Annotated in this window: 29 protein-coding genes and 1 pseudogene; 15 read left to right on the top strand and 15 right to left on the bottom strand. The window is 41.3% G+C overall.

The features are described from left to right. Positions 1 to 92: 92 nt before the first annotated feature. From SU86_RS03755 to carA, 4 genes and pseudogenes are all read right to left on the bottom strand, one after another. On the bottom strand, positions 93 to 986 hold the full coding sequence (locus SU86_RS03755) for a transcription initiation factor IIB (RefSeq protein ID WP_082096106.1): 894 nt from the start codon (positions 984 to 986) through the stop codon (positions 93 to 95). A gap of 16 nt (positions 987 to 1002) precedes the next feature. Beyond that, on the bottom strand, positions 1003 to 1248 hold the full coding sequence (locus SU86_RS03750) for an Lrp/AsnC ligand binding domain-containing protein (RefSeq protein ID WP_048187590.1): 246 nt from the start codon (positions 1246 to 1248) through the stop codon (positions 1003 to 1005). 775 nt (positions 1249 to 2023) lie between these two features. After that, positions 2024 to 5284, bottom strand: a pseudogene (carB, locus tag SU86_RS03745) (carbamoyl-phosphate synthase (glutamine-hydrolyzing) large subunit). Then, the gene (gene carA, locus SU86_RS03740) at positions 5274 to 6452 is read right to left on the bottom strand and encodes a glutamine-hydrolyzing carbamoyl-phosphate synthase small subunit (protein ID WP_048187588.1); all 1179 of its coding nucleotides are present in this window, start codon (positions 6450 to 6452) and stop codon (positions 5274 to 5276) included. The pseudogene carB and the gene carA overlap by 11 nt, the downstream one beginning before the upstream one ends. A 105-nt stretch (positions 6453 to 6557) precedes the next feature. On the opposite strand from carA, the gene SU86_RS03735 reads away from it, so the two are divergent. Next, positions 6558 to 6719 carry a hypothetical protein gene (locus SU86_RS03735; protein ID WP_177318915.1) on the top strand — a complete coding sequence of 54 codons (162 nt, stop codon included), beginning with the start codon at positions 6558 to 6560 and terminating at the stop codon, positions 6717 to 6719. On the opposite strand, the gene SU86_RS03730 is transcribed toward SU86_RS03735, so the two are convergent. The 5 genes from SU86_RS03730 to SU86_RS03710 form a co-directional block, all read right to left on the bottom strand. Then, positions 6716 to 7033 (bottom strand): GIY-YIG nuclease family protein, encoded by a 318-nt coding sequence (locus SU86_RS03730; protein ID WP_048187586.1) that lies wholly within the window; start codon positions 7031 to 7033, stop codon positions 6716 to 6718. The two genes, SU86_RS03735 and SU86_RS03730, sit on opposite strands and share 4 nt — an antisense overlap. A gap of 228 nt (positions 7034 to 7261) precedes the next feature. Then, positions 7262 to 8116, bottom strand: a complete 855-nt coding sequence (locus tag SU86_RS03725; protein ID WP_148550763.1) for a matrixin family metalloprotease — start codon at positions 8114 to 8116, stop codon at positions 7262 to 7264. A 74-nt stretch (positions 8117 to 8190) separates the two neighbouring features. Continuing rightward, the gene (locus SU86_RS03720; protein ID WP_048187581.1) at positions 8191 to 9390 is read right to left on the bottom strand and encodes an AAA family ATPase; all 1200 of its coding nucleotides are present in this window, start codon (positions 9388 to 9390) and stop codon (positions 8191 to 8193) included. 1 nt (position 9391) lies between these two features. Further along, positions 9392 to 9865: a hypothetical protein gene (locus tag SU86_RS03715; protein WP_048187578.1), complete on the bottom strand. Its 474-nt coding sequence runs from the start codon at positions 9863 to 9865 to the stop codon at positions 9392 to 9394. 11 nt (positions 9866 to 9876) lie between these two features. Then, positions 9877 to 10428 carry a hypothetical protein gene (locus SU86_RS03710; protein WP_048187577.1) on the bottom strand — a complete coding sequence of 184 codons (552 nt, stop codon included), beginning with the start codon at positions 10426 to 10428 and terminating at the stop codon, positions 9877 to 9879. A gap of 152 nt (positions 10429 to 10580) precedes the next feature. Here SU86_RS03710 and SU86_RS03705 point away from each other — a divergent pair, with 152 nt between their 5' ends. After that, positions 10581 to 11732 (top strand): TrmB family transcriptional regulator, encoded by a 1152-nt coding sequence (locus tag SU86_RS03705; RefSeq protein WP_048187575.1) that lies wholly within the window; start codon positions 10581 to 10583, stop codon positions 11730 to 11732. A 247-nt stretch (positions 11733 to 11979) separates the two neighbouring features. On the opposite strand, the gene SU86_RS03700 is transcribed toward SU86_RS03705, so the two are convergent. Next, a complete protein-coding gene (locus SU86_RS03700; protein WP_048187573.1) occupies positions 11980 to 12885 on the bottom strand; it encodes a mechanosensitive ion channel family protein in 906 nt (301 codons plus the stop codon). Positions 12886 to 13022: 137 nt separating this feature from the next. Between SU86_RS03700 and SU86_RS03695 the strand changes: the two genes are divergently transcribed. Continuing rightward, on the top strand, positions 13023 to 13478 hold the full coding sequence (locus tag SU86_RS03695) for a RidA family protein (RefSeq protein ID WP_048187571.1): 456 nt from the start codon (positions 13023 to 13025) through the stop codon (positions 13476 to 13478). A 3-nt stretch (positions 13479 to 13481) separates the two neighbouring features. On the opposite strand, the gene SU86_RS03690 is transcribed toward SU86_RS03695, so the two are convergent. Next, positions 13482 to 14495 carry a DHHA1 domain-containing protein gene (locus SU86_RS03690; protein ID WP_338140627.1) on the bottom strand — a complete coding sequence of 338 codons (1014 nt, stop codon included), beginning with the start codon at positions 14493 to 14495 and terminating at the stop codon, positions 13482 to 13484. A 36-nt stretch (positions 14496 to 14531) separates the two neighbouring features. After that, positions 14532 to 14720 (bottom strand): hypothetical protein, encoded by a 189-nt coding sequence (locus SU86_RS03685; RefSeq protein WP_048187567.1) that lies wholly within the window; start codon positions 14718 to 14720, stop codon positions 14532 to 14534. 107 nt (positions 14721 to 14827) lie between these two features. Here SU86_RS03685 and SU86_RS03680 point away from each other — a divergent pair, with 107 nt between their 5' ends. Together SU86_RS03680 and SU86_RS09750 are read left to right on the top strand one after the other, a co-directional pair. Beyond that, positions 14828 to 15994: a citrate/2-methylcitrate synthase gene (locus SU86_RS03680; protein ID WP_048187565.1), complete on the top strand. Its 1167-nt coding sequence runs from the start codon at positions 14828 to 14830 to the stop codon at positions 15992 to 15994. Between the two features lie 24 nt (positions 15995 to 16018). Further along, positions 16019 to 16165, top strand: coding sequence for a hypothetical protein (locus SU86_RS09750; RefSeq protein ID WP_158507469.1), 147 nt, complete (start codon positions 16019 to 16021; stop codon positions 16163 to 16165). On the opposite strand, the gene SU86_RS03675 is transcribed toward SU86_RS09750, so the two are convergent. Continuing rightward, positions 16162 to 16368, bottom strand: coding sequence for a hypothetical protein (locus SU86_RS03675; RefSeq protein ID WP_048187563.1), 207 nt, complete (start codon positions 16366 to 16368; stop codon positions 16162 to 16164). The genes SU86_RS09750 and SU86_RS03675 overlap by 4 nt on opposite strands. Positions 16369 to 16438: 70 nt before the next feature. On the opposite strand from SU86_RS03675, the gene SU86_RS03670 reads away from it, so the two are divergent. Further along, on the top strand, positions 16439 to 16828 hold the full coding sequence (locus SU86_RS03670; RefSeq protein WP_236687754.1) for a hypothetical protein: 390 nt from the start codon (positions 16439 to 16441) through the stop codon (positions 16826 to 16828). On the opposite strand, the gene SU86_RS03665 is transcribed toward SU86_RS03670, so the two are convergent. Next, on the bottom strand, positions 16820 to 18055 hold the full coding sequence (locus tag SU86_RS03665; protein WP_052755470.1) for a glycerate kinase type-2 family protein: 1236 nt from the start codon (positions 18053 to 18055) through the stop codon (positions 16820 to 16822). The two genes, SU86_RS03670 and SU86_RS03665, sit on opposite strands and share 9 nt — an antisense overlap. Positions 18056 to 18133: 78 nt before the next feature. On the opposite strand from SU86_RS03665, the gene SU86_RS03660 reads away from it, so the two are divergent. From SU86_RS03660 to SU86_RS03620, 9 genes are all read left to right on the top strand, one after another. Then, positions 18134 to 19015, top strand: a complete 882-nt coding sequence (locus SU86_RS03660; RefSeq protein WP_236687752.1) for an arginase family protein — start codon at positions 18134 to 18136, stop codon at positions 19013 to 19015. 25 nt (positions 19016 to 19040) lie between these two features. Next, the gene (locus tag SU86_RS03655) at positions 19041 to 19985 is read left to right on the top strand and encodes an iron-containing alcohol dehydrogenase (RefSeq protein ID WP_048187558.1); all 945 of its coding nucleotides are present in this window, start codon (positions 19041 to 19043) and stop codon (positions 19983 to 19985) included. Positions 19986 to 20050: 65 nt separating this feature from the next. Then, positions 20051 to 21136 (top strand): LLM class flavin-dependent oxidoreductase, encoded by a 1086-nt coding sequence (locus tag SU86_RS03650; RefSeq protein WP_048187556.1) that lies wholly within the window; start codon positions 20051 to 20053, stop codon positions 21134 to 21136. A 9-nt stretch (positions 21137 to 21145) separates the two neighbouring features. Further along, entirely contained in the window at positions 21146 to 21658 is a 513-nt protein-coding gene (locus SU86_RS03645) for a hypothetical protein (RefSeq protein ID WP_052755467.1), read from the top strand. Positions 21659 to 21734: 76 nt separating this feature from the next. Then, positions 21735 to 22145 carry a hypothetical protein gene (locus SU86_RS03640; protein WP_048187555.1) on the top strand — a complete coding sequence of 137 codons (411 nt, stop codon included), beginning with the start codon at positions 21735 to 21737 and terminating at the stop codon, positions 22143 to 22145. A gap of 113 nt (positions 22146 to 22258) precedes the next feature. Then, positions 22259 to 22840, top strand: coding sequence for a hypothetical protein (locus SU86_RS03635; protein ID WP_148550761.1), 582 nt, complete (start codon positions 22259 to 22261; stop codon positions 22838 to 22840). A gap of 289 nt (positions 22841 to 23129) precedes the next feature. Then, a complete protein-coding gene (locus tag SU86_RS03630) occupies positions 23130 to 23588 on the top strand; it encodes a FixH family protein (protein ID WP_048187551.1) in 459 nt (152 codons plus the stop codon). Between the two features lie 41 nt (positions 23589 to 23629). Next, positions 23630 to 24559 (top strand): F510_1955 family glycosylhydrolase, encoded by a 930-nt coding sequence (locus SU86_RS03625; protein ID WP_158507468.1) that lies wholly within the window; start codon positions 23630 to 23632, stop codon positions 24557 to 24559. Positions 24560 to 24798: 239 nt separating this feature from the next. After that, positions 24799 to 25431, top strand: a complete 633-nt coding sequence (locus tag SU86_RS03620) for a pyridoxamine 5'-phosphate oxidase family protein (RefSeq protein ID WP_048187547.1) — start codon at positions 24799 to 24801, stop codon at positions 25429 to 25431. Positions 25432 to 25433: 2 nt separating this feature from the next. Here the strand turns inward: SU86_RS03620 and SU86_RS03615 are convergent, their stop codons facing one another. Continuing rightward, positions 25434 to 26078 carry a hypothetical protein gene (locus SU86_RS03615; protein WP_048187545.1) on the bottom strand — a complete coding sequence of 215 codons (645 nt, stop codon included), beginning with the start codon at positions 26076 to 26078 and terminating at the stop codon, positions 25434 to 25436. Between the last annotated feature and the right edge of the window lie 113 nt (positions 26079 to 26191).

Below are 26191 nucleotides of genomic sequence, written 5' to 3'. Positions count from 1 at the left end.
GGATTCAAAGACAGATACGAGTGCACCAGATGCCACAAATTCATCACATATGATGCAAATAAACCATAAAGCAATTTTTCCCTAGTGTCGATTTATATAGATTCCCGTAGTGCACGTGATCTATTTCGTATTGTCACTTCAGTAACACCTGATGCAACAGAGATCTCTCGCTGGGAGATTTTGAGATCATACTTTACACACGCCATGTATAATGCGGCGGCGGCAAGACCCATTGGGCCCTTTCCCGCAGTAAGTTCTTTGTCATTGGCATCACTTAGGATCTCATGTGCATGTCGCTTTACTTTTTCATCCAAGTTTAGCTTGCTTGCTATCTTTGATATGCAGTTCAACGAGTCCATTACTGGCATTTTCATGTCCAACTCTTTGAGAAGCATCCTATAGCTGCAAGAAACTGCCTTTTTCTTGATGTTTAGTGCATCCGAGAAATCACTCAGTGTTCTTGGAGTTCCAGCATCACGGCATGCGGCATACGCAGAGGCAGCAAGAACATGTGGGATAGACCTGCCACGAACCAGTCCTTTGCCAACAGCTTTTCTATAGATAAAAGCAGCCTTTTCAATCACTGCATCAGACAGGGTGAGTTTGTCCTTTAGCTTGCCTAGTTCCATAAAGGCAGCCCTTAGGTTTCTGCCGGTTTTTTCGCTCTGACTACGATTGTCCCAAATTCGCAATCGTCGCATGTCCTGCTGCATAACAGATGAAAGCGACTTTCCGGTAGCATCTTTGCTCGTGCTGCCAATTGTTGTTGCCAGCCCTCTATCATGTATGGCAAGTGAATTCGGAGTGCCAGTTCTGCTATTATCAGAGGAATCATCAGATATGAATCGTCTCTCTGGGCGAGAGTCTTCAATGTTTTCAACTATCACATTGCCACATTTTTGGCAGAATCGTTCACCTGTAGAACCATCAGTTAGCATCGAGCCCCCACATCTAGTACATCCACTCTTTACATTCAAAACTTGCATTACCACAATCGGACTCTTAACTTTGTTTTTCCTTTTCGCTTCCCATTAAGGTCAAAGTAGAACGGATTCTGTCAATTCCCCGAATATTTGTTGTGATAATGTCTTTTACCAACTCTACAGAAGATGCCTCGATTTTTGTTATGATATCATATGCGCCAAACACACCGCGGGTCTCTTTTATTTTGCTAATTGATTTTAGATGAGAGTAAATTTCTTCTTCTGCTCCAAGCTCGCAGTTTATCAAAACATATGCAGTAGTCATTACACTAGGACACCGGCATTGTGTTTTCTATAACAATTTAGATCATGGCATTCTTTTTGTGCACCAACATAGTCGCTAGTTGTCTTTTTTTCCAAATCGCAGTAACAGACAATCGTAGTATCTCCACAACTAACACAAAAACTCATGCTATTGGATACACGTTAACACATATATAGTGATGTATTTGATTTTTATAAAAATATTAGATAATTCAGTAAAATACCACACATTTGTTTGAAAATAACAGTTTTTTGTTCAATTATGAAATTATTTAAAGATCGTAAAATATTGTCCGGGTTATCTATGGATTCCAATGACAATCACAGTTACAGCCCTTGTGACATTTGACTCGTTTGCAATCAGAGCAAATCCGATACCAATATGATGTAGGACTCATGGTATGATTGGATCAATCAATCTAATTAATCTGCGTAGGTCCATATTACACATCAGCTTAAACATACCAGCGTAGTAGTGTGAGTTTGCACATCCATTCTGGAAAGACTGAGGTAACTATTCAGCTACGCAAAAAAATCAATTTGCTCTACCTTATATGAGAGAACAATACCTAGTGGTACAATGAGATGCGAGAATTGCGGAGAATTATTACTTGAATCCAGATCCGAGATTTTGGATAAAATGCAAAACGGCATCAAAGAGCAAACCAGTACTTGTGGAAATTGTGGTCAAGTACGTAACAAGTAATCATCAATTCATCTTAAAAAATTATTTTGTACAAGATATGGAGTCAATAGGTGAGTCAATAAGATTATTCTCAGATAGGATCGTATGGTTCCAGTGCTTTTTTGGTTGTTTCATTGTGCGTCATCCACTCTAATGTTTTCACAAAGGACTCGGCAAGCTCAGTCGTAGTCAGCACAGGAATGCCAAGCTCGATTGCCTTTCTTCGGATTTGATATTCATCATACAACATTCCGACGTATTTTTCCAGAGTCGAAGTGGATGGGATATTTATGATAAAATTGATTTTTCTCTCATATAGTAAATCAGATATGTTTGGCTTGCGATCAGGTTCTGATATTTTGTGTACTATTTGGACCTCGCCGATTTGCTTTTCCGTTAGAAATTCAGCAGTGTGCTCTGTTGCCAGTATTTTGAATCCCAGATGTTTTAGTGTGGCCATTGTCTGGAGCAGTTTTTCCTTGTTTTCAGCACCACCGATTGTAATTAGTGCAGTTCCAGTCTTTGGAAGATTATACCCGACAGAAATCAAGCCCTTTGCCAAAGCATCATAGAAGCTATCTCCAAAGCAGGCAGCCTCACCAGTTGATTGCATTTCCACTCCCAATACAATATCTGCGCCATCCAGCTGCATGAATGAGAATTGGGGCATCTTGATTCCATGGATAGTAGTCTTTTTCCACTTGTCTGGAGCTACCTTTGGCAGCTCTTTTCCCAGTACAGCCTGAGCTGCTAGTGTGATCAAATTAGTTTTGATTAGCTTGGATACAAATGGCATTGATCGTGATGCCCTAATGTTCAGCTCTATTACATACACCTGATCATGGTGTATCAAAAATTGCAGATTAAATGGTCCCTTGATGTTAAATGATTTTGCGATTCGTGTGGCATAATCTGTGATGGTCTCTATCTGCTTGTTTGATAGTCTCCATGGTGGAATCACCATCATTGCATCGCCAGAATGGACTCCTGCCGCATCGATGTGTTCTACCAATGCACCAATGAAGACATTCTTTCCATCAGACACGCCATCAACATCTACTTCCAGTGAATTTAGCATGAATTTTGTAATTACTACCGGATGGTCAGGCGACAGTGTGGTTGCCTCGCCGACGTATTTTGATAATTCCTCTTGAGACCAGACTACCTTCATTGCAGCCCCGGACAAAACGTATGATGGTCTAACCAATACTGGATAGCCGACCTTGATGGCAAACGATTTTGCTTCAGAAAATGACGAGAATGCCTGCCACTGAGGCTGTTTTATGTGCAGTTTATCCAAGACTGCGCTGAACTTGGAGCGGTCTTCTGCCCTATCCACATCTTCAGCAGATGTGCCAAATAGTTTGATGCCAGATTTTGCAAGCTTTGGTGTAAGGTTGTTTGCAGTTTGCCCACCAACTGATGTCACCACGCCTTTTGGATTTTCCACATCTGTGATATCCAAGATTCTCTCCAGAGTCAATTCCTCAAAGTATAGTCTGGAGCAAATATCATAATCAGTTGATACAGTTTCCGGATTGCAATTCACCACGACAACATTAGATTCTCCGTTTTGCTGCAGGCCCCAAACCATGTTGACTGTTCCCCAATCAAACTCAACTGAGCTGCCTATTCGGTATGGTCCAGCACCTAAAACAACAATTCCCCTTTGATCAGCACTTACCGTAATGTCATTGTCCAGTCCACCATAAGTCATGTAAAGATAGTTTGTCTTGGCAGGCCATTCTGCTGCTAGGGTATCAATTTGCTTGATGACTGGTAAGACTCCCATGTCTTTTCTTATTTTTCTCACCTCAAGGTCTTCTTTTTGGATGGCACGGCCAATTTGTTTGTCAGAAAAACCCAAGTGTTTTGCCTTTCGCATCAGGGTTTTGTCCAGTGGTTTTTGTTTTAGATTAGACTCGACATCCACAATGTTTTTTATTTTCTCAATAAACCAAGGGTCCACAAAGGACAGTTTTTGTATTTTTTCAACAGATATGCCTTTTTTGAGTGCAGCTGCCACATAATACAAAACATTGTCTTCTGCGTTTAGTAGGTGGTCTTCTATTTCCTCGATTTCGTAATCCTTGGCATCATTTCGATTTAGTACCAATCCATCATTACCAATATCCAGCATTCGGATTGATTTTTGCAAAGACTCCTCAAATGTGCGGCCAACCGCCATTACCTCACCTACAGACTTCATTGTAGGTCCAAGACGCCTATTTGCACGCTCAAATTTGGTAAAATCCCATCTCGGGTGTTTTATCACCACATAGTCCAGTGACGGCTCAAAGCACGCAGTGGTGGTTTTTGTGATACGGTTCACCAGATCTGGCAAAGTATGACCAAGGCCTATTTTGGCAGACATGTAAGCTAGTGGATATCCGGTTGCTTTGCTGGCAAGAGCAGAAGATCTGGATAGTCTTGGGTTTATTTCAATTGCAACATATCTATCAGAGCTTACATCCAAAGCAAACTGGATGTTACATTCTCCGATTATTCCAACATGTTTTGTTCCACGCAATGCGGCAGATCGCAGCATGTGGTATTCACGATTATCAATTGTTTGAGATGGTGCAACCACAATGTTATCACCAGTATGAACCCTCATGGAAAGGACATTTTCCATATTACACACTATAACATTATTGCCTTCATAGTCCTGCATTACCTCATATTCAATTTGCTTCCAGTGGCCAATGTATTCCTCGATTAGAACTTGGTGAACTAGGCTTGCGTTCAATCCTCGCTCGACTATTTCGTGCAGCTCGATTTCATTGTGAGCAACGCCGCCACCACGACCGCCCAAAGTGTATGCCACCCTTATGATAACAGGATATCCCAATTCTTCGGCTGCCTTTTTTGCATCCTCAAATGTGTTGACTGTTTTTGATTTCAGTACTGGAACTCCACACTCTGACATTGAATCCTTGAATAATTGGCGGTCCTCGGTTTTCTGAATTCCAGGAATTTGTGTTCCTAATACCTTGACTCCGTATTTTTGCAGAACATCTGCCTCGGCTATCTTTACTCCACAGTTCAGGGCAGTCTGCCCGCCATATCCCAGCATTATTCCATCTGGTCGCTCGGACTCGATAATAGACGAGACATACTCGGGGGTTACCGGCAGCAAATACACCTTGTCTGCAAACCTAGTGTCGGTCTGAATCGTAGCGATGTTCGGATTTATCAGCACGGATTTCAGACCGTCTTCGTGTATGGCCTTGAGGCACTGGCTACCGGAGTAGTCGAATTAGCGGTCGTTTTAGCGACTTTCGCCTGCTTCTCCGATTTTGATTGCCCCACTGCCAAGAACTAGGATTTTTTTCAGACCTTCATTTTTTATTAGAATCTACCTCCTTGATCATAGAGTCAAGCTCCTCAAAAACAAATTTGCAGTCATACGGCCCGGGTGACGCCTCGGGATGAAACTGGACTGCAATTATTTTTTTGAGCTTGTGTCGAATTCCTTCTACGGTATTATCATCAGTGTTTGTAAACCACAAATCAAATTCGGTTTTGCCAAGCGAATTGGGGTCAATACAATATCCATGATTTTGTGATGTGACATAGACTTGTTTGTTTTGCAAATTAAGACATGACTTGTTTTGTCCGCGATGTCCATACTTTAGCTTGTATGTTGTGGCACCACCGGCCAGGCCAATGATTTGTGCTCCAAGGCAGATCCCAAGTGTTGGAATATCATTTTGGATTAGATCTTTTGCTGTCTGGATTGTTTCAGGGCAGGCCTCTGGATCTCCAGGCCCATTACTTAGTACGACGCCTTTTGGATTATACTTCATAATATCAGAATAGCTTGCATTCCATGGGACCTTGACTACTTGGTATCCTAGTTCATGTACATTTCGCAGTATGGCGTTTTTCACACCGGTATCTACCACAACTACACAGTTTGATTCATTACCAAATGTTTGGACATGTTTTGTTGATACGGCATCCATGAATTTCTCATCGGTGTAAGGCTTTGCAACTGCAAGTTCTTTTTTGATTTTTTCCACATCGATTTCACTATCAGATACGACAAGTGCCGCCATTGTAACGCCGCTTGTTCGCAATTTTTTTGTCAATTCGCGAGTGTCAATGTCTGAAATTCCTGGAACTCCCTCATTGTGCATCCACTCATCCAGTGTCATGGAAAGATTCCAGTGGCTGGCAATCTCGGATAATTCATGGACTACTAATCCACGTGCCTGAATTCGCTCAGACTCAAAGTATGAGGATATGCCGGATTCGTCGATTTTCTTTGGGTCCGGCACGCCATAGTTGCCAATTAGCGGATAAGTCAGAGTCAGAATCTGTCCTGAATATGAGGGATCGGTAAGCGTTTCTGTATAGCCGACCATTCCGGTATTGAATACCAGCTCACCAAACACTGCCTTTGGGAACCCAAAGCCCTTGCCAGAAAGAACCGTTCCATCAGATAAAATCAGCTTACCAAACTTGTTTGCAAACTGGGCTTTTTTTATTGAAATTGTGACCCTCCGTGTTTGGATTTTAGAGATGATTTAAGTTTTAGCGTTGGTAATGCGATCAGAAAAACTTCAATCCAGCAAATGCCAATCAAGCACCGTTATAACGATGAACCGTACCATTCCTGCATGATCCATAAAATAAAATATTTTGAGGCAGCTGCGCTAAAGCCAGGAGTCTTTTTGCAGGATGTAGTAAATGACTTTTTGGCGGAAAAGGGCGACAAGGTAGTTGCAGTGCACCCAGTAATGGAAAAAACACTCCTAGTGCACTATACCGAAGAGTTCTAGCAGGCCAAAACATCAGACTCTACATTGCAGGATGGGAGTTTTCCATGTTTTGCCTTGTAGTCTTCGAGTAGCTGCTTTTTCTTTTCTTTTGGGTTTGCGACAAAGGTTCTCTGATAGGTGTGTATCTTTTTTTTGCACTCGTCTCCCTCAAAGTCAGTGTCCAAGTATTTTGCGAATTGGGCCTGCAAATTGTCGCTCTCGCCAATATAGATAGCATCAAGCTTTCGATCATAGAAAATATAGACGCCGGGTTTTGCTTTGACAAATCTGGCACTCTCAATCCACAAATGGACTTTTTCTTCTAATAGTTCCATTTACTTTTTCAAATGAGTCCTTTCGTGCTCGATTACTTTGGAAAAAGTATCCATCCAGCCTATCCAGCGAAAATCACAGTCTTTGCAGTTATAGATCATTTGCCGTCTTCTGGGTTTTCCTTGGTTTTCTCAGTTGTAATTGTGGTTGATTTTTGTCTTAGTTTTGATAATAGATTTTTTAACACGCATACTAGGGTGGCTACTGCCATATAAGGTAAGAAAACCAGGTCAGTTAGATACGATATTTACCTTTTCAATCAATTCAGAGATCAGAATCAGCTTTTCTTCTGCTTTTTTCGCAAAATCGTACGATAATTTGAATTCGGCATATGCATTTTGATGATCAGACTGTAGAACAAATGCACCTCCACGAGTCTGAGCGTTTTCCGCAGAATCCAGATATTTGATTGCCCACCAATAAGCCATCCACGCATCATCAAGTGTTTGATCATATGCCTTGTCTCCATAGTGTATGGCACCAAGTGCAGATTTTGCGTCATTGATTTGTGCATCTAGTGGAGTTATTTTCTCATTTGAGAGTATTCGATACTTTTCAGATATTGTATGCCAATCATTGTTAGCAATACGATCATGTGTTTGTTCCAAGACTTGCAGTGATTCATAGTCATCCACTGTTGGGAACATTATGTCGGATGGGTTTGTACTATGTTGCATTCCAATTGCATGGCCAAGCTCATGTGTTGTTACTTCTAGTGCAGATTCAGGTGATAGCATTTGCAGCTTTCCATCCTTGAAGAATCCCAATGTTATTGCCAGCGTTGGCTTTCCATAATGGTTTGCAGTGTTTGTTGAATAATATCCAAGCATTCCATCACCATTATTTGATGTCCATTCAACTACAAAATCAGAGTCGTCGATTTTTTGAGTAGTTTCAAACTTGATTCCTGGAATTTTCTGCTCCCAGTATTTTGTTGATGTGGAAAGTGTGTCGCCAAATTGCGCCTGCCAGTTTCTTGGCATTTCCTGCACATACATGGTAAAGGTTTGTGCATGTACCGGCAATGTCGCAAAGCTAGCCATAACAAACACGACAAGTACAAGCACCAATCCAGTACTATTCAATTTGAGAGTAAAAGAGTGGGATCAGTTATAGGAAATACGGAATTTTGGGCATTTTTCTAATTCCAAAACGGAAATTATAGTGCGCGGAACTGTTCGCTCCACTTGTAGTATGCACGGATCATATCCATTGATACGCTTGGCTTTCTCCTAGTCATTATTTCCTTGAAATCAGCTACAGTTAGCTCTCGTGGTTGCGGTGGAGTCTCGCCCTCTACTGGTTCATGATAGCCAGGCTGTGTGAATAATTCGTTTACTATTCTTAGCTGAGCGCTCTGACAAACATCCTTGACATCAGATGCAGAATATCCATCAAATATTTTTGCAAGCTCCATTGGCTTTACCTTGTCGTCCTTCTTTAGTTCTGCAGTGTATAGCTCAAAGAGTGCCTCACGTGCCTCTAGTGTTGGCAATGGAACATAGACTCTTTTTTGGAATCGTCTCAGGAATGGCCAGTCCAGACTCCATGGCTTGTTGGTAGCGCCAATCACATACATCTTGATGTCTTTTCCTTTTCCGTTGATTCCATCCATTTCTGTTAGGAATTGGTTCTTTGTGCGGACCTCGCCTCCAACTTCGGAATTTCTGTTTCCTAGTAAGGAGTCGATTTCATCAATGAATAGTATTACTGGCTTGTCTTCCTTTTCTGCATATCCACGAGCCATCTTGAATACCTTGGAGACGTTTTTTTCTGCCTCGCCAAGCCACTTGCTCATCATGGATGCAGCATCAACCACTATGAAATAGCCGTCAATCTCATTTGCAGTAGCTGCTGCCAGAACAGTTTTTCCACATCCTGGTGGTCCATACAGTAAGATTCCTCTTGGCCAGCCAAGTGGGAATAGATCAGAGCGTTGAGTTGGATAAACAATAGATTCACGCAAAGCGTTTTTAGCGTCATCCAGTCCTATTACTTCCTTCCAGGTAACGTCTGGCTTTTCCTTCATTATCATGTCATCAAAGTCATCTTCATCCTTTTTCTTTTCCAGCTGAGCCTTTTGCTCAGAAGGAGTAGCGTTTGGGTCCACGGCAGGCTCTATATCGACGCCATGGTTTAGCTGTAAGGTTTTGATTCTGTTCTCATACGCTCTGCATCTTTCAGTGTAAACTTTGTTTAGCTTGTTTTCTGGGTATAGGTGGATTAGCTTCATTAGTGAATCGATTGCCTTTTGATAGTTGGCAATTGCCATACCTCGGGCACCCTGGGAGTCAAGTTTTATTGCGTCAGACGCATACTTGCTTGCATTATTTTCTAATTCTTGGGGTGCTAGACTCATCTTATATTACCTGCTCATACTGAATTGGAGATTTGCCTTGGTATTCTTGGGTGTAAATTCCTGTAGCAGATTTTGTTAAATTTATTGTACCTTGGTTTTGTGATGGCTTGTCCCCAAAGGACAGATTATTGGAAACATCGTTTTGCGCGCTTTCTATTTCTGATACTGATGATTTTGCAGATATGAGCAACTCTTGGATCTGATCATTTACCTCGCCGATTGACATGGTCCAGTTCTTCATCATATCAGCAAACTCCTTGAGCAGCAGATACGCTTCTTTTTTGTGATAATGTTTTAGTACTAATTGCTCGGCCAGGGCCAAAATGCTATCAAGGTCTTCTAGCTCCTCCTGGCTAAGATTGTCTATTTTGCGCTCATAGTTTGGATTTGATTCCAGTATCTTTTTTCTAACCAGCCCCGAAAGCATTCTGACTTTGCCCAAATCACGCTCAAGTGAGGTGTTCTCAAAGTTCATGAGTGTGCTTTCTAAGAATTGAGATTAGGATACTGCTTGCGTATTTTAGATTCGGCAATCAAATTTAGCTCAGCTAGAATTTGTTTGGATTCGGAGTTGGTCTGCTTAAAGTCGAAGGTGGCCTCAAGCAAACACCCCGAATCCATAACAATGCTGCCCAAAGAAGTCGAGAGCTCAACTAGGTCATGTCGTGTGGTGTGTATGATTCCGTAAATGTTGGAATTTACCATTCTGATTAGCGATATGAGTGATGCAATTTCTGTCAGCTTTGAGATTTGTGATACAGAAATGAGTGCGTTTTTGACTATTTTGATTGCCTCAATTGCCACTATGATGGAAGATTCTGATTCGACCTGCTTGACAAAATCTGCACTATCTGTTATGTCGTTTTGTGAGTAAAATTTGTAATTATTCCCATGGATTGACTCTCTTTCGGATTCTAGTTTTTCCAGTATTATTCCAGTCACATAGATAGAATATTCTAGTCTGGGCTTGATGGTAAGAGCATATGGGTTTGGCAAAACCTGCACAGAGTCATTTACGAATATTGAGCTTGCGACCATACCTGTGATCAACTGATCTGGGTTTTGCTTATGAGCGCGGTGTCACGAATTTTGCATTAACCGCGGTAACAGCACCTGAGGGTTACACTTTTTTTCTAATGGTTTACTGAATTTGACAAACAGTCTTGACTAAGATTTCGCAAATTTAGCGCATGGGAAAAGAGCGAGAAATCACAGTCAGCTTAGAAGAGTTTGGTCTATCCCAATATGAGGCTCGAGCCTATGTCACACTAATCACAAGAGGTACAATATCAGCAAGCGAGGTTGCTTATTATGCAGAATTGCCAAGAACCAAGGTCTATCCGGTTTTGCTAAAACTACAGCAAAAAAAACTAGCCATATTATCAAAATCAAAGCCAGTATTATGCACGGGAATCGCACCAGAAGATGCATTTGATGACATTGTTCATGAGCAGATAAACAAAGTCGAGGCAATGAACAATCTAGTATCAAAGATGAAAAAAATCAGCGAAGAGAGCAAAAAGGCAAGAGGTGCAGAAGAGAAAAGATACTTTCATCTCAGCGCAAACTATGTTGTCAATCAGATGCGCACAATGATAGAGGGCGCAAAATCATCAATACACATTACAGCAGACTCATGGGGCCTGAGCATTTTGGCAGAGTGTAAAGAAGAGATACTATCAGTACTAAGACGTGATCTGGAGGTAAGACTGATTGTTCCCGTATCAGTCATTGGATCTGAATCATTTAGAGTAATACCAGAGGGGGTGACCATTCGCTCATCTGAGATAATTCAGAACTGTTTCATCTTTGATGACACCGAACTACTCCTAATAGACAGCACCAATGGCAAGGGCGCAGTCTTTTCTGCAACTGACATTTTGGGCGCAAGCCAGACTCGATTATTCGCACAACTATGGAAGGATGCACTAAAAATTGACAATTTATCAGAAATGACAAAAAGCCAGGCGCTAGAGGTCTGCAAGATAATCAATGTCATCAATCAGAACGGCTTGGGCTTTGCATTGCATTCAATACTAAACTCTAAGAAATTCGTAGACTTTGCCAAGTTTTTGGAAAAATCAGGAATCTCACTCAAAGAAAAGACACTAGAGCAGGTACTGGATATTGTAAACTCCACACTAGAGATGACCTGCGCAGGCAAAGTCCAGTATGACTCTAAAACAAACAACATCATACTAGAATCAAAGATAAACTCTGGTCATTCCCTACCATGGGCGATGCTAATTGAGAGCTATTTGGAGCAAAAGGGCAATCACCCAAAGATGATTTATCATTCTGATTCTCACAAAGGCGAGATGATTCATCTCAAGATTAACTAGATATCAACACAGCAAGATACACAACTTTTTAATTTGTTGGATGCCAGGATAGTTTAGAATCCGGTGAGTATTGGATTCGAACCCATGAATCTGAGGGGCACTCAAATAGAGTTTTTCAAACTCTCGGCATTCCGAGCTTGCCGAACTCACCGTGTTTGCATTATTCATTTGTGCAGATATTGTATAGGGTTGATTCAGCAGAGTAAAGATTAATGATCAAAGATCTGGTTTATTTTTATTATAAGGATTAATTCAAAATTACCAAAGTCTTGCTCATCAAGTCCTTGGTTGGAATTACTGTGCTTTCATTTTTTTCGTTTGTAACTATCACATACAGCATTTGAGTTGCAGTGACAGTTCCTGTGACATCACCAATTCTTACTTTTTGTCCCACTTTGAGAAGTGTTCGCTGGTTGGTTGCACCAATTATTGCTGCAGGTAAGATGTCTTTTAGCGCAAAGCCAAGGCCGACTGCAATGGCTGCACCAATTGCTACTGCAATACTCCATGAAAATGCAGACACCAAAATAGGAATGATTGACTCGCCAACACCAAGTTGTGTAAAGCCGATTGCAAATACTATGCCATAGATGACTGCCTTGACTATAGCAGTGATTGGCTTTGGACCACCGATGTGGTGCTCTAGTAGTTGGTGCTCGACCCACTTGCTGACAAAATTAACCACAATTGATCCAATCACTATAATCAATACAAACGCCAAAAGGTTTGGAACCCACAGCCACAGATTTGTCAGGGCAGTAGTTAGCTGCTCAAACTGCATTGCATTTACTGCTGCCACAATAAAGAACAGATAGACAAACCATCGTATAGTGGCAGAAATTAGCCTTACCGAGTCAAATCGTTCAGGCATCCCTTCCGTGATTTGAGTGCCTGCCTGCTGGCGTGTCTTTTGTAGTATGTTCTTTGCTGCTTTGGTTACTACGCGGCCGACTATTTTGCCTGCAACAAAGCCAATTATCAATAAAATAACGGCAGCAATTACCTTTGGGATGCTGTTTGCAACACTTATGGCAAATGCACTTAGCGCATCATTTGTTGGGGCATAGATTCCCTTAAGAAAGTCTTCCTGAGCAAACGCTGCAGGAACTGTAAGTGCCAATAATAGTACGATCGGAATGATTCTGATATTCATCGATTTTTTATGCAGTCGGAATAGTCGATTTAAACTCTGGTAATGAATTATTGTACACTATTGTTTGGTATTAAGTTGACAACACTAAGATCAAATGATCATCAAAAAATAATAACCAAGAAAAATCACAATAATCATTGATTGAAGACAAGCTAAAGCAACTAAACATCACACTGCCAACGCCTCCAAAACCGGCAGGCTCTTACATTCCGGTTGTAATATCAGGCAATTTGGCGTTTGTCTCAGGACAAATCCCAATGCAGGACGGCAAGGTCTTGTATACTGGCAAGGTCCCATCTGAAAAGTCAATTGAGGAAGCCCAAAGTGCTGCAAAATTATGTGCGATTAATCTCTTGGCGCAGCTAAAAGCAAATCTCGGCAGTCTGGATAAAATTACAAAAATTGTACGAGTGTCAGGATTTGTAAATTGCACGCCAGAGTTTTCAGAGCAGCCAAAGATAATCAATGCCGCATCAGACCTGTTCTTTGAGATATTTGGCGAAAAAGGCAAGCATTCCAGAATTGCAGTTGGCGTGGCCAGTCTGCCGCTAAATTCTACTGTAGAAATCGACATGATAGTCGAATTTGCCTAAAGATTATTTCTGATTCAGTCTAGAGTTAAACTCTTTGACAAAGGCCATAATCTTGTCCTTTGGTATTACTGCGCCGCATGCCTTGTCGTGTCCACCCCCAGAGCCGCCAAATTCCGCAGCCAGCGAGTTTACCATTCTTCCAAGATGTACTTTGCAGGATTTAGAGCCCCTAATTGATACTGCATAGATTCCATGGTCTACTCGCTCTTTGTATGCGACGCCTACTTCTTTGCCGGATAGTCCCAGAACAAAATTTACTGCGCCTGACGCACCCGCATCCATTATCTCCATGTAGCCAAGATTCTTCATTGTCTTTAGTGACTTTTTGACCTTGGCGATCATCTCTGCTAGTTTGCCTACTTGGATTTGCGCAAACTCAAACGTATTTGGTATCTCGTGTGGATATTTTGATTCAGACAACATCTCTACTAGATACAACAGATAATCTGGGTCTTTTTGGTGTCCTACGATATTGTATGTAAGAACAGTAGCCGATATCAATGCAAATTGCCTGTCATAGATTTGGAGCAGTTTTGCGCCCTTTGGTCTGTCCTCCATGTAGTCAGTTATAGCTGCACAGGTGGCAACAAATGTGGAGTGGTCTGAGAGTTTTTTCTTGTACGCATCATAAACTTGGACCGTGGTGCACTCGTTGACGTCATGAAATATTTTGACTTTGGCCTTTTCGAGTCTTTTTACTATTTCTGGATCGATATCATGATGATCAATGTAAGTTACTGATACCTTTTTTTTGCGTAAAGTGGATAAAACCTCGACAAACTTGTCTTGGTTGTTTTTTGCAAGGCCTAGATCACAAATGTATAGTGATTTTAGTTTCTCATCGTTTAGGAGTGATTCCACTGCCGGCATCAATCCAGGATAGTCAACTAGAATGGTATCGCCGCCAAATGCTTCACGGATTAAAGCGGCCGAGCTGATTCCATCTGCATCTTCCATGTGGGACAGACACAGAACCTTTGTTTTCTTGATTGCTTTTGCCTTTTTTGCAGCTGCCACGGCTTGGGTCTTGGCAGTCCTAATTTAAATCAAAAATCAGTCTTTTTTGAGAATGATGATTTGTCGCTTGTCCTCATCAGACAGAGCAGAGTACACATCATAGAAGGTTTGGCCAGACATTTGCGCTTTTTGATCAATTTGTCCAAGCTTTGCCAGAACTTCTGGTGTGGCAGAAAGGATAAGATCATCCACCTGTCGCATAAAGTCGCGCTCGATTTGGCTCATAATAAATAATGAAAGATCCGCCTATAGGATTCAGCTTTGTCAGATTAGACTAAATGCTAAATTTCTGCATAAACTTAATAGGTAATTTTTGAGCAAGAAAGGCCGAATTGGAGACAAAAAATATCGGCCTGCGCGACATAGAAGTAGCTGACACTAAAATCTCTGACATTGACGGCGAGCACGGCAAGCTCATCTACCGCGGATACGACATTTTGGATTTGACAAAAAATTCTACATTTGAGGAGACTGTATATCTATTGCTCAATGACAAGCTCCCAACCAAGACCGAGCTGGACGAGTTCAAGCAGAGACTAATTGATGCGCGCGACATGCCAAGACAGATGCAGTCCAATATGAGAAACTGGAAGAAAAATGCAGACCCAATGGTAATGATGCAGGCATTTGTGGTAGCACTATCTGGATATTATGATGACAAGGGCGCCAATGATCAGGAAATCAACTACCAAAGCGCCATCTCGCTGATATCAAAGACCCCCACCATAGTAGCCAGCTGGGAGCGAGTCAGATCAAGCAAAGACATCGTAGACCCAGACCCAAGACTATCGCATGCAGGCAACTTTCTAAACATGCTAGTTGGAGAAAAGCCCGATGCCGAAACAGAGAGAATTTTTGATATTTGCCTAATATTGCACGCAGACCACACCTTTAATGCATCCACGTTTGCCGCAAGAGAGGTAGCATCAACTGGTGCCCACATGTATTCGGCAGTTAGCGCCGCAATTGGCGCACTATCAGGACCATTGCATGGTGGCGCAAACTATGAGGTAATGAAGATGCTATTTGAGATCAAAACAGCAGACAATGCTGCAGACTGGGTAAAAGAGAGAATAACAAACGGCCAGAAGATAATGGGCATGGGCCATGCGGTATATCGAACCTATGATCCACGAGCCCAGGTTCTAAAAGAGTTATCACGCAAGCTGGCAAAAAAAACAGGTGCACCATGGTTTGAGATAACCCAAGCAGTAGAGGAGGCTACCATACATGAGATGAAAAAGCAAAAGGGAATCGACATTTATCCAAATGTCGACTTGTATTCCGCATCGCTATACTATATGCTAAAAATTCCACCGGATCTCAACACGCCAATCTTTGCAATATCTCGTGTTGCCGGCTGGACATCACACGTTATTGAGGAAAAGTTTGCACAGGCAGCACCAAAGACGGCACTGTACAGGCCAAAGGCAGTATATGTTGGCAAGTATTGCGGACCGCAAGGTTGCGAGTACCAGTCAATCGATCTAAGAAAATAATTACTGCAATCAACACACCATATCATGGTCTGGATTAAGTGGTCTGACTATGGCAAGCCAAAAAAGAAAAAAATCACAAAATCAAAAAGCAAAAAGCCAAGGATAGAGCCAAAGATCAAAATTATCCCAGGGACTCACAAAGTAGAATTCAGAAAAGCATCCGAGATCTAGTTTCTAGTGTTCAGCCAAGTTTGTGCACGATTTGTTATGTCATGTTTGTAGAGGACCTGAAAGACCATCTCGTAGAACGTTATTCCCTTTTGTTGTGCTTGTGCATCAAGCCACTTGATTCCTTCTGCCAGCTCAGGATCGGTGTCTGAGAATTGTACCAGCTCGTCGACCATCCTTGTAAAGAACACAAAGGACTTTTGCATTATGGATTAGTTTTATGATTGATTATTCAGACTTGAATTCAAATTATATAGACAAAGAGCGCCTTTTTGGTTGACTTTGATTCACACATTGTTTTCTGATGGAAACCAAAAAAGAATTTGCTGGAGCATCAAGACTGATCAAAACACAGTTGAACAGTTTCGTGATCATGCAGACATCTATTTGGATAAAGTAAATGAGATTCAATCAAAGTACATCGCATTGCATGTCGGGATTTTTTGGAGTATCGGTGTGTTTATCATAAAAAACGGCGATACCATAAGGATTCAGATTGACTCGGACGAGATGATAAAGCATCTGTCAACGGATCAAACATCTAATGACAGACTAATTGAAGGTAAAAAGGGATTCATCAACCAGCTTGCGACTCAGCGCTCACTGGTATACCAGTACGAGAAAATAGATTCTGCACAAAACATTTCAACCAAACTATTACAGTAATACCAGTCCCACATCTAAGAGGTTGCTGTGAGTGGGGCCTGTGGTGATCAAGCCGCCAAACTTTTTGAAAAACAAGCTGGAATCATTGTTTTGCAGGTATGGTTTTGTGATATGTTTGGATATTTTGCGATCAAACATAGCGCCCGCATGTTTTGTGTTGCCATCAATTCCGTCAGTCCCAACTGATGCAACTATGGCATTTTGCTTTAGATTTGATATCATGTGCAAGACAAGTTCTTGGTTGCGGCCGCCCTTGCCATTGCCGGCCAGTCTCACAGTTGTCTCACCACCAAAAATAAGGCAGTTATTTTTTTTCAGATTTGTTTTTTGTAATATTCTTTTTACAGCAAGTCTTACATCACCACTCACACCAGAATAGATTTTAGTGCAATATCCAAGCGATTTTGCTTTTTTTGCCATTATACCAAGACAGTCAGAATTTGTTGCAATGATTTGGTTTGGTATTTTTGGCCTCTTTGGAGTCTCTGGGATTTTGCCCGCTACGCCATTTTGCAACATTTTGAGGGCGATTCTTGGGATTTTTTGCGCCAATTTGTATTTGGATATTATTCCAAGGCACTCTGAAAAGGTGGATTTATCACAATATGTGATGCCAGAGCCAATAGAGCCAAGATCATCACCCACAACATCTGACATTACATACGATATGGCTGGGCATTGCAGGGATTCTAGTAGCCTTCCACCCTTTATTGCTGATAGGTGCTTGCGAATTGCGTTTATCTCCGAAATTGATGCTCCGGATGCTAGTAATGTTTTGGTTATTGCTATTTTTTGGCTCAAGCCAATCCCAAAAGGTGCACAAACCAGAGCAGAGGATCCACCAGACACCAAAAATATCACAAGGTCAGATTTTCCGGTATTTTGCAAAAATGAGATGATTTTCTTTGCCGCATGCACAGAATTTTTGTTAGGAGTTGGGTGTCCCGCCTTTATGGTTTGGAATTTTTTATTATGAAATTGTGTGACATGGTTTTTTGGAATTATTACCAGCCCACCAGCGGAGTTGATTATACTGTGGACGGATTTTGCCATTGTATCTGCTGCCTTTCCCATTGCAACTAGCCAAATGTGATCATAGTCAGAGATTTTGTATGTGCGGTTTGCGCATATGAGGCAATTCTTTTTTACAAATTTTGAAACAAAATTTGCAGGCATTGTAGACTTTATTCCGGCATTTAGGATTTGCATTGCATCAGATCTGCTCAATGAGTTTAGGTTTTGTTTGCTCCTTATTAGATTACCATCACACCAAAGGCAAAAACAGTAGAAAGAGTTATCTGCTGTTTGCAAAAGAGTCAGTACACTCTCAAATTGGATAAAAAGACTCAGATTTGTTGGGCAAACTCATCATACAGTGATTCAGATGTGGTCATACTCGGCATACCAGACGAATCCGGCTCGCATGCAATATTTGCAGGCGCATCAAAGGCGCCAAACCACATCAGAGAAGTCTCAATCAAAAACGACATTTATGTAGAAAAAGGATTCACCTGTCTTGCACAACCCGCATTAGGAATCGGCAGAGCCCGAGTCCATGACTTTGGAAACATCAAAAAACGGCAGATTCCAAACACATTTGAAAAAATCCTTGGCTCTAAAAAACTGCCAATATCCATTGGCGGAGACCATTCCAACACAACCCCAATTTTAAAGGCATTATCAAAAAAATACGGCAAACTATCCTTGGTTTATTTTGATGCGCATCCTGATTTTGTCTCTCACACTAGAAACTATTATGGTTCTGTCATTACCGATTCGCTGGATTATATCGATGTAAGGCACAGCATCCAAGTCGGCATTCGCAGCCCCGAGCAGGAAGAATTGCAAAACATCAAAAAGCACAAACTTGGTGTGATCACGCCATTTGATATCATAGAATCAGGCATCAAATCCATCACAAAGACCATCGTGGATACCATACAGGACAATGTCTACATCTCATTTGATATGGACTGCCTGGACCCATCATATGCTCCTGGAGTATCTGTCCCAGTTCCAATTGGGATGGAATCGCAGGACGCAACATTTGCCATAAAAAAAATTGTACAAAAAGGAATCGTGGGCTTTGATATGATGGAGGTCTGTCCTGCTCACGATCTAAATGATTTAACATCACACCTGGCATCAAGAATGATAGGTGAGGTCATCTCATCCTGTAAGGTATAATTAGGCAAAACAAAGACCCCAAAATATGCATACAGTAAAGATTCCAAAGATTATCAATTTCGGTAAAGATGCATTATCCCAAGCAGAATATCCAAAAAATTCCCTAGTCATTACAACCGCACCACCAGCAATATCTGCAAAGTGGTTAGGCAGGATGGGCATCAAAGACTACATGTTGTATGACAAGGTAGAGCCGGAACCATCAATTGAAACTGTACAAAATGTGATTGCAGAATTCAAGCCAAAGAATCCATCATGCATAATCGGACTTGGTGGCGGAAGTTCCTTGGATGTTGCAAAATATTCTGCAGCAGAAATGAAATTAGAAAAGATTCTCATCCCAACAACATTTGGAACGGGAGCAGAGATGACCACATATTGTGTTTTGAAATTTGATGGCAAAAAGAAACTATTGCGTGAAGACAGATTCCTAGCAGACAGAGCAGTAGTTGATTCTTATTTCATGGACGGTACACCAGAGCAAATTGTCAAAAACTCTGTCTGTGACGCATGTGCGCAGGCAACAGAGGGGTATGATTCCAAGCTTGGCAACGAGTTCACCAGAACAATGTGCAAGCAAGCCTTTGAGGTGCTATATGATGCAATAATGAATGACAAGCCGGAAAACTATCCGTATGGTTCAATGTTATCAGGAATCGGATTTGGCAACTGTTCCACCACACTTGGCCATGCCTTATCGTATGTCTTCTCAAATGAGGGCGTTGCACATGGATACTCGTTATCATCGTGTACAACAGTTGCGCACAAATTCAACAAGTCCATTTTCTATGAGCAATTCAAAGAGGTAATTGAAAAGCTAAAATTCGATAGAATGTCACTCAAAGCCCCACTAGACCAGGCAGCAGATGTGGTAATGACTGACAAAGGTCACCTAGACCCAAACCCACACCCAGTAACAAAACAAGATGTCATCCAGTGTCTCCAAGACATTATCGATGGCAAGCTCTAGTTGTTGGTCACGATTTTCGCAAGTCTTACTAAACTTAAATACCACAAGTCTGATCACAAAAAAAGATGTTAAAGTTCGGAATTCAAAACGGCCTAAACGTCGCAAGGGCTGGATTCTCAGAAGACCAGATTTTAACAGCGTGTCTTTTGGCAGACAGAGTCGGATACAATTCTATTTGGTACATGGACCATTCCAATGTCCCACAATGGACCAAGGCAACGGTGCTTGACCCATGGGTAATGCTATCTGCAATTGCTGCCACTACACAAAATGTTGAGCTTGGAACATGTGTTACTGATGCAATACGACGCCATCCATCAAACATTGCACTTGCTGCCATAACACTGGATAGAATCTCAAAAGGCAGAGGCACACTAGGCATTGGCGCAGGCGAGGCACAAAATCTCAAAGAGTTTAACATTCCATTTGATAATCCAGTTTCAAAGTGGGAAGAGCAATTACAGGTAATCAAACTATTATACGAATCATCACCAGATCATACTGTCAACTTTAAAGGAAAATACTATGAGCTAAATCAGGCATGCCTTCAAGCAAAGCCAATTAGAAAACCACATCCACCAACATACATGGCAGCAGGCGGACAACGCACCTTACAAATGACTGGAAAGTATGGTGATGGCTGGCTGCCAATCGGATACACACCGGAATTATTTGAGGATCATGCTGCAACCATTACAAAATCCATGAAAGAAAACGGCAGGACAAAAGAAGAGCAGGAAAACTTCCAGTATGCACTGGATATTGATGTGTATTTCTCAGAAGACGCAGAAGAATCATGGGCAAAGATGAAGGAAGCAGTCAAGGTATCACTCTTCAAGCCAGAAGTATTGCGCGTTCACAACCTAAAGTCAATTGAAGGATTTGATTTCAAGAAATATTTCACAGAGTATTCCATGTCAAATCAGGACTGGATTGTAAAGATGAGAGAGGGTGCCACTACAATTCCAGATGCAATTGCACGCTCTTCTGTTGCAGTAGGAACACCAGACGATGTAATTCCAGTCTTTGAGCGATTTGTCAAGGCAGGTGTGAACCACTTTGTCATTAGATTCTGGGGCTCTAACTATTTTGGCTCTATTGACAAGTTTGCATCCAAAGTAATGCCACACCTCAAAGGCAATACCCGATAGTTTTCTTAGATGGCCACGCTGGATGAATGCGAGGCCTATGCTCGCGGCAAAAATGCAGATATTCCATTCTGTATGGGCGTAGTCTTTAGGCTCAAATCAATTGGAATATCACATGAGCAGATTCTTTGTGCTGCAATACTATCACAGACCAGGGCAAGCTTTGATGAGATATTTGAGCGATTTGGGCGAGAGATGGCAGTAATGACAACCTCGATTATGCGTGATTACACCCTGTCAAAAAAGAAACAAGAGGAAACATACGTTGAGCAGTTAAAACAGGCACCATGGGAGTCGGTGCTGGTAAAATTATGTGAGATTTCAGCAAACCTCAAAGTCATAAAGGAATCCGAACTCTCCAGGACCAAAAGATCAAAACTACTCAAGCAAAACATTCACTATCTGAACATACTAAAGAAAAACATTGCAGAGAATCGCGACAAGGCGTTGGGCCTGAATAAATTGCTAGAAGGTGCAAATGAGACCATCTCGCATTTTGGGCATCGTCCAATCAAATTTGAGTGAATCCAAAAGTGCAAGCTTTTCGATCAGATTTTCTTTGCAGACCTAGCTTAAATTACAACCACCATACCACAACATCATGAAAGGCGACATCCTACTGCAAAACATCCAAGTTAAGGGATTCATTCCTGCAATTGCCGGCAAAAACGTCAAGGAAGACAAAAAAAAGATCAAAGAATCAATTGAGACAAAGCTTGGAAAAAATATCGAGGCAGTCAAAAAGAGAATCGAATCAAAACCATTATCGGTAAGCGTTACATTTTATGTGCAAAAAGATTCGACACATGCAAAAAAAGACACGCATTCTCTGTCCAACGTATTGCTTGCTGTTTTGTCTCCAACCATGGCGTCTGGGAAAGAAGTAGAAAAGGGCCTAGACATCATAAAGGATGACTCACTCATACACAAAACAATACTAGAAAAAAAGCTAGTCGAGTCCGAAAAAGACGAAGGTTTGTCCTTTTCAATATACGAGTGGGCATACTCGTAATCTATTGGTTAGATCAAAAAACACAACCTAAAAGTTTCCAAGTGTGATTCGTCTTGAATTAGTTGAAAAAGAAACGACGTATTTCCTATATATGAAACTCGTAGCACTAGTGTGTGGTCTTTGAATTTATTGTGTTTTTTACCGCACTCAAGTATGTCTTTGTTGAGGGTGGGGAACAAGCCCTAGTTGGAATCGGAACGCTTGCAAGAATTGGCTATCGTGAAACCCTCAAAATCACACTGATTGGTATTGCAGTCGGCATCTTTCTTTATTTTCTATTTTTGAATATTGTTGGGTTTTTCCCAACCAATCTAGTTGAGATAGCACTAGGCGTGGGATTGCTGTACTTTAGCTATACGATGTTCAAAGAGTTTTTTGAAATTGAAAAAGAGGAAAGCACGACCAAGTACAAGATTGGTTATCTGTACATTGCAATATTGGAGGCAGTAGAAAACTCGGTTGCACTGGCAACATTTAGCCTAATTGATATGGCAAGTGCAGTATCCGGTGCAGTCATTGCAATAGGATTGATAATTGGCTTGCTGTACCTTGGAATAATCAAGCGAATTCCATTAAAGCTGACAAGACTGGCCTCAGGAATATTGCTAGCATTGACTGGAATTCCTCTGATCATCTACGGCTTGGATATTCCATATCCAGAACTGATGCACTGGCTTATTCCTCCATTATCATGATCATCACAATCCCAGCTATTCTGATATCTGTTTGAATCACTCTTTATGCTCAAAACACAAAATCGCGTTACAATCATTGCAAAAAATCGTGTCTTTTTCTATTTTGATGTTAATTGATCCACATCTGGTGCAGATTTTGATCTCATCCACTTGACAGTGTTTCGTTGGATCAGGTTTCTCTATATGTCTGCGATTCACTGGAATGATATATTTTCTGATTTATTTAATAACTATACTTTACAGTTGTAAAGTTACCATTTCATATATCCAATAATCCAAGCAAACAGTGTTGAAACAAATTCATGGTGTCTTGTTATTGACCGTAGTCTTATCCACTGTATTTTTCGCTTTTGCAGCTTCACAAAACTCAGAAGCACAATCCATGATGGGAATGTGTAGTATGATGAACAAGGCCCCAAAGGATGTGACAATAAAACCCGCATCATCCCAAATAGTAAAAGTGGGGCAAGAAGCAGCCATAACTTTACTAATCAAAGATAAAACAACAAACAAACCATTACTTGATGCCCAAGTCCCAATAATGATAGAACACGGATCATCAATGAGTACGATGGATATGATGGGATCAATGATATCAGCAGAGGAAATTGGTCAAGGAAAATATCAAGTCAAGTTCACCCCAGACAAAAAGGGCGTTTACACTATTCACACGCATGTAATACCTGACGGCAAGTCAATGATGAGTATGATGAATAATCACATGGATGTTGGTGTAATTGCAAAATAATCTGGTAAAATCCTCAAATAGATTTTCACATGGAGTGGATTGTGATAAAATCTAGTAAAACTAAGATTGCGGTTATTGGCATAATTGCAGTAGCAATTGGTATTGGAGCATCTTTTGCAACCAATCTGATGCCAGAATCTGATGTCTCAACACAAAATTCTAAAACCATATTCTGGAGGCACATTCATGGTCTGGGAATAGATCCAGTTGACAGAAATATTTTGTACATTGCAACTCATGGAGACTTTTACCAAAGCGTAAGTGGCAATCCACCAGTAAAGGTGGATGAGCAACGAGCTGATTACATGGCATTTAATGCACCATACTCACAAGGAACACCCCTATACGCAAGTGGACACCCTGCAACTGGCGGAAATACTGGGCTGATCAAAAGCACGGATGGTGGCAAGACATGGCAACAAGTTGCAACAATACTAGAGCCACCAGTTGATTTTCATGCAATGTCTGTGAGTAAATCTGATTCCAATGTAATAATTGGTTATGATAGTGCTGGAAGAGGCTTGTTCAAAACTATTGATGCTGGCAAGACATGGGAAACATTGCCTGTGCCAGATTACATAACTGCTCTTGCCATTAATCCTAATGATGCTAATGTAGTGTTTGCAGGATTTGCCGGTACTCAAAAAGGAATAGCAAAGTCAATAGATGGTGGAACAAGTTGGACATTGCTTGAGGGCTACAATGGGCTGACGGTTTTCACACTATACTTTGATGAGGACGGCGTTTTGTACACATATACCTCAGATACAGGTCTTGCAAGATCAGCCGACATGGGCCAAACTTGGGATGAAATCAACAAGCCAGATTTAACAATTATGAGCATAGCCGCAGATTCGCAGAATAATGTAATTTATGTTGCAGGTTATTCCCCAGATGGATTTCAGGAAGTCCATAGTAGCTCAGACGGCGGCAACAATTGGGCCTTGATTGCAACAAACAGGGAATTATAATTAAGATAAAATACTCAGAGCATACCTTGAAGAAATGCTGCTTTATATCAAAAAACAATTCTTGCCCAAGTCACTGATGATTCATACGTAATCGTTTTATTTCAAAAAACCACAATCATACCATTAGGGCACATGGACCCTAAACCATACCTGTACCCAGTGCTTGGGGATTAGACCACACCCCAAGCATCAAAATGGTTTTAGTGTAATTTAATTACGAATTATTTTATCTTTCATTTGTGCAATTATTAGGCAGACTGGAGATAAAATCAGAGGAAAAAATAGCTCAATTCCTAAACGAAGAGCACGTGGGCAGAATTGCCTCACTAGACCAGGATGGATTTCCGCAAATCATACCAATGAATTTTGCCTTTGTAAACGGTGTAATCTATATGCATTCCCACACCAGAGGCGAAAAACTGGACAATATCAAAGCAAACCCAAAGGTAGGCTTTGAGGTAGACAAAGAGTTGGAATTTTTGCCATCGTACTTCAGCTCGCCAACTGATGCATCGCAGGCAGACACGCTCTACATCAGCGTGGTAATCAAGGGAGATGGCATCATCATAAATGACAAAGAGGAAAAAACACTTGCCCTAAATGCATTAATGGAAAAATACCAGCCGGAGGGAAAATACGAAAGGCTGGCACCAGAAATGCATGTAGTTGATGAGGTTGCAATAATCAAAGTCATACCAAAGACAATGCGTGGAAAGTACAAGATAGGTCAGCACATGGACAAGGCAACACGCATGCAAATAGCAAAAAAAATCCTGGAAAAAAACAGTCCCACTGCAAGACAAACCATACAGACAATGGGCTTTGATATTATAGAAAACGATGTAAAGATGGTCAGGGACCCAACCTGGTAAGACTAGCTGGACAAATTACCAATCAGATTTAGTCGGTACGGCGTCTCTTTGTTTATGAGATAAAAGTTCTGATCCTCTACCAAGACGCTTTGCTTGTTGTTTGTGTCAGACAAGATGGGCTCATCAAGTGTTGCGCGTATTATGAATTTACCAAATGTGTCAGAGACAAACTCGATTGTAATGTTTTTTTCATCGATTTTGAGTGTAGTGCCAGAAATTGATACGCCTGAGCTGCCAAGAACTAGTCTTGAATCCAGAATCCTGAATTCTTGCAGGTTTGTGCCCTTGATTGGCTGCAGCTTTAGTGTTATGGTTGTCTTTTTTACCATACCAGACACATGCGCATCACCGCTCAGATTCAGTGAGAATTCCTTATTTTCAAGCTCATTTAGGCGTGATTTCGGCTCTATTTGGACTCGTACTGGCAGCTCTGCCTTTTTTGGAGCAACAGGTATGGTTTGTGGCGGAATAATTTCTGCAGGCTCTGGGATGATGGTTTTTGTGGTCTCATCATAACCAATAGTTGAGACATGCTGCTTTGGTGCTGGATAAAACTTGGAGTCTAGATCAAAAATCAAAAACGCCGCTGCTGCCACAAAAACAATACAGCTCAATCCGATCAAGTGCACATTAAATGAGCCTTGCAACCACCACTCGGTTTTAAAAATTCGCTTAAAAGACAGACGTATGAATTATCAGTGGACTACTTACCTAGTGGTAATCATGTGATGATATAATCACCCATCCTTTAAATTTGAAT

This window comes from Candidatus Nitrosotenuis cloacae, from assembly GCF_000955905.1.
Taxonomy (GTDB): Archaea; Thermoproteota; Nitrososphaeria; order Nitrososphaerales; family Nitrosopumilaceae; genus Nitrosotenuis; species Nitrosotenuis cloacae.
Note: the sequence above shows the minus strand (reverse complement) of the source record. Positions and strands in the feature narration are given on the sequence as shown.

Coding starts and splice junctions, on each gene's coding strand:
- SU86_RS03755 (WP_082096106.1), bottom strand. CDS start 986: ATGCAAGTTTTGAATGTAAAGAGTGGATGTACTAGATGTGGGGGCTCG.
- SU86_RS03750 (WP_048187590.1), bottom strand. CDS start 1,248: ATGACTACTGCATATGTTTTGATAAACTGCGAGCTTGGAGCAGAAGAA.
- SU86_RS03735 (WP_177318915.1), top strand. CDS start 6,558: ATGATCCATAAAATAAAATATTTTGAGGCAGCTGCGCTAAAGCCAGGA.
- SU86_RS03730 (WP_048187586.1), bottom strand. CDS start 7,033: ATGGAACTATTAGAAGAAAAAGTCCATTTGTGGATTGAGAGTGCCAGA.
- SU86_RS03720 (WP_048187581.1), bottom strand. CDS start 9,390: ATGAGTCTAGCACCCCAAGAATTAGAAAATAATGCAAGCAAGTATGCG.
- SU86_RS03715 (WP_048187578.1), bottom strand. CDS start 9,865: ATGAACTTTGAGAACACCTCACTTGAGCGTGATTTGGGCAAAGTCAGA.
- SU86_RS03710 (WP_048187577.1), bottom strand. CDS start 10,428: ATGGTCGCAAGCTCAATATTCGTAAATGACTCTGTGCAGGTTTTGCCA.
- SU86_RS03705 (WP_048187575.1), top strand. CDS start 10,581: ATGGGAAAAGAGCGAGAAATCACAGTCAGCTTAGAAGAGTTTGGTCTA.
- SU86_RS03700 (WP_048187573.1), bottom strand. CDS start 12,885: ATGAATATCAGAATCATTCCGATCGTACTATTATTGGCACTTACAGTT.
- SU86_RS03685 (WP_048187567.1), bottom strand. CDS start 14,720: ATGAGCCAAATCGAGCGCGACTTTATGCGACAGGTGGATGATCTTATC.
- SU86_RS09750 (WP_158507469.1), top strand. CDS start 16,019: ATGGTCTGGATTAAGTGGTCTGACTATGGCAAGCCAAAAAAGAAAAAA.
- SU86_RS03675 (WP_048187563.1), bottom strand. CDS start 16,368: ATGCAAAAGTCCTTTGTGTTCTTTACAAGGATGGTCGACGAGCTGGTA.
- SU86_RS03655 (WP_048187558.1), top strand. CDS start 19,041: ATGCATACAGTAAAGATTCCAAAGATTATCAATTTCGGTAAAGATGCA.
- SU86_RS03650 (WP_048187556.1), top strand. CDS start 20,051: ATGTTAAAGTTCGGAATTCAAAACGGCCTAAACGTCGCAAGGGCTGGA.
- SU86_RS03645 (WP_052755467.1), top strand. CDS start 21,146: ATGGCCACGCTGGATGAATGCGAGGCCTATGCTCGCGGCAAAAATGCA.
- SU86_RS03640 (WP_048187555.1), top strand. CDS start 21,735: ATGAAAGGCGACATCCTACTGCAAAACATCCAAGTTAAGGGATTCATT.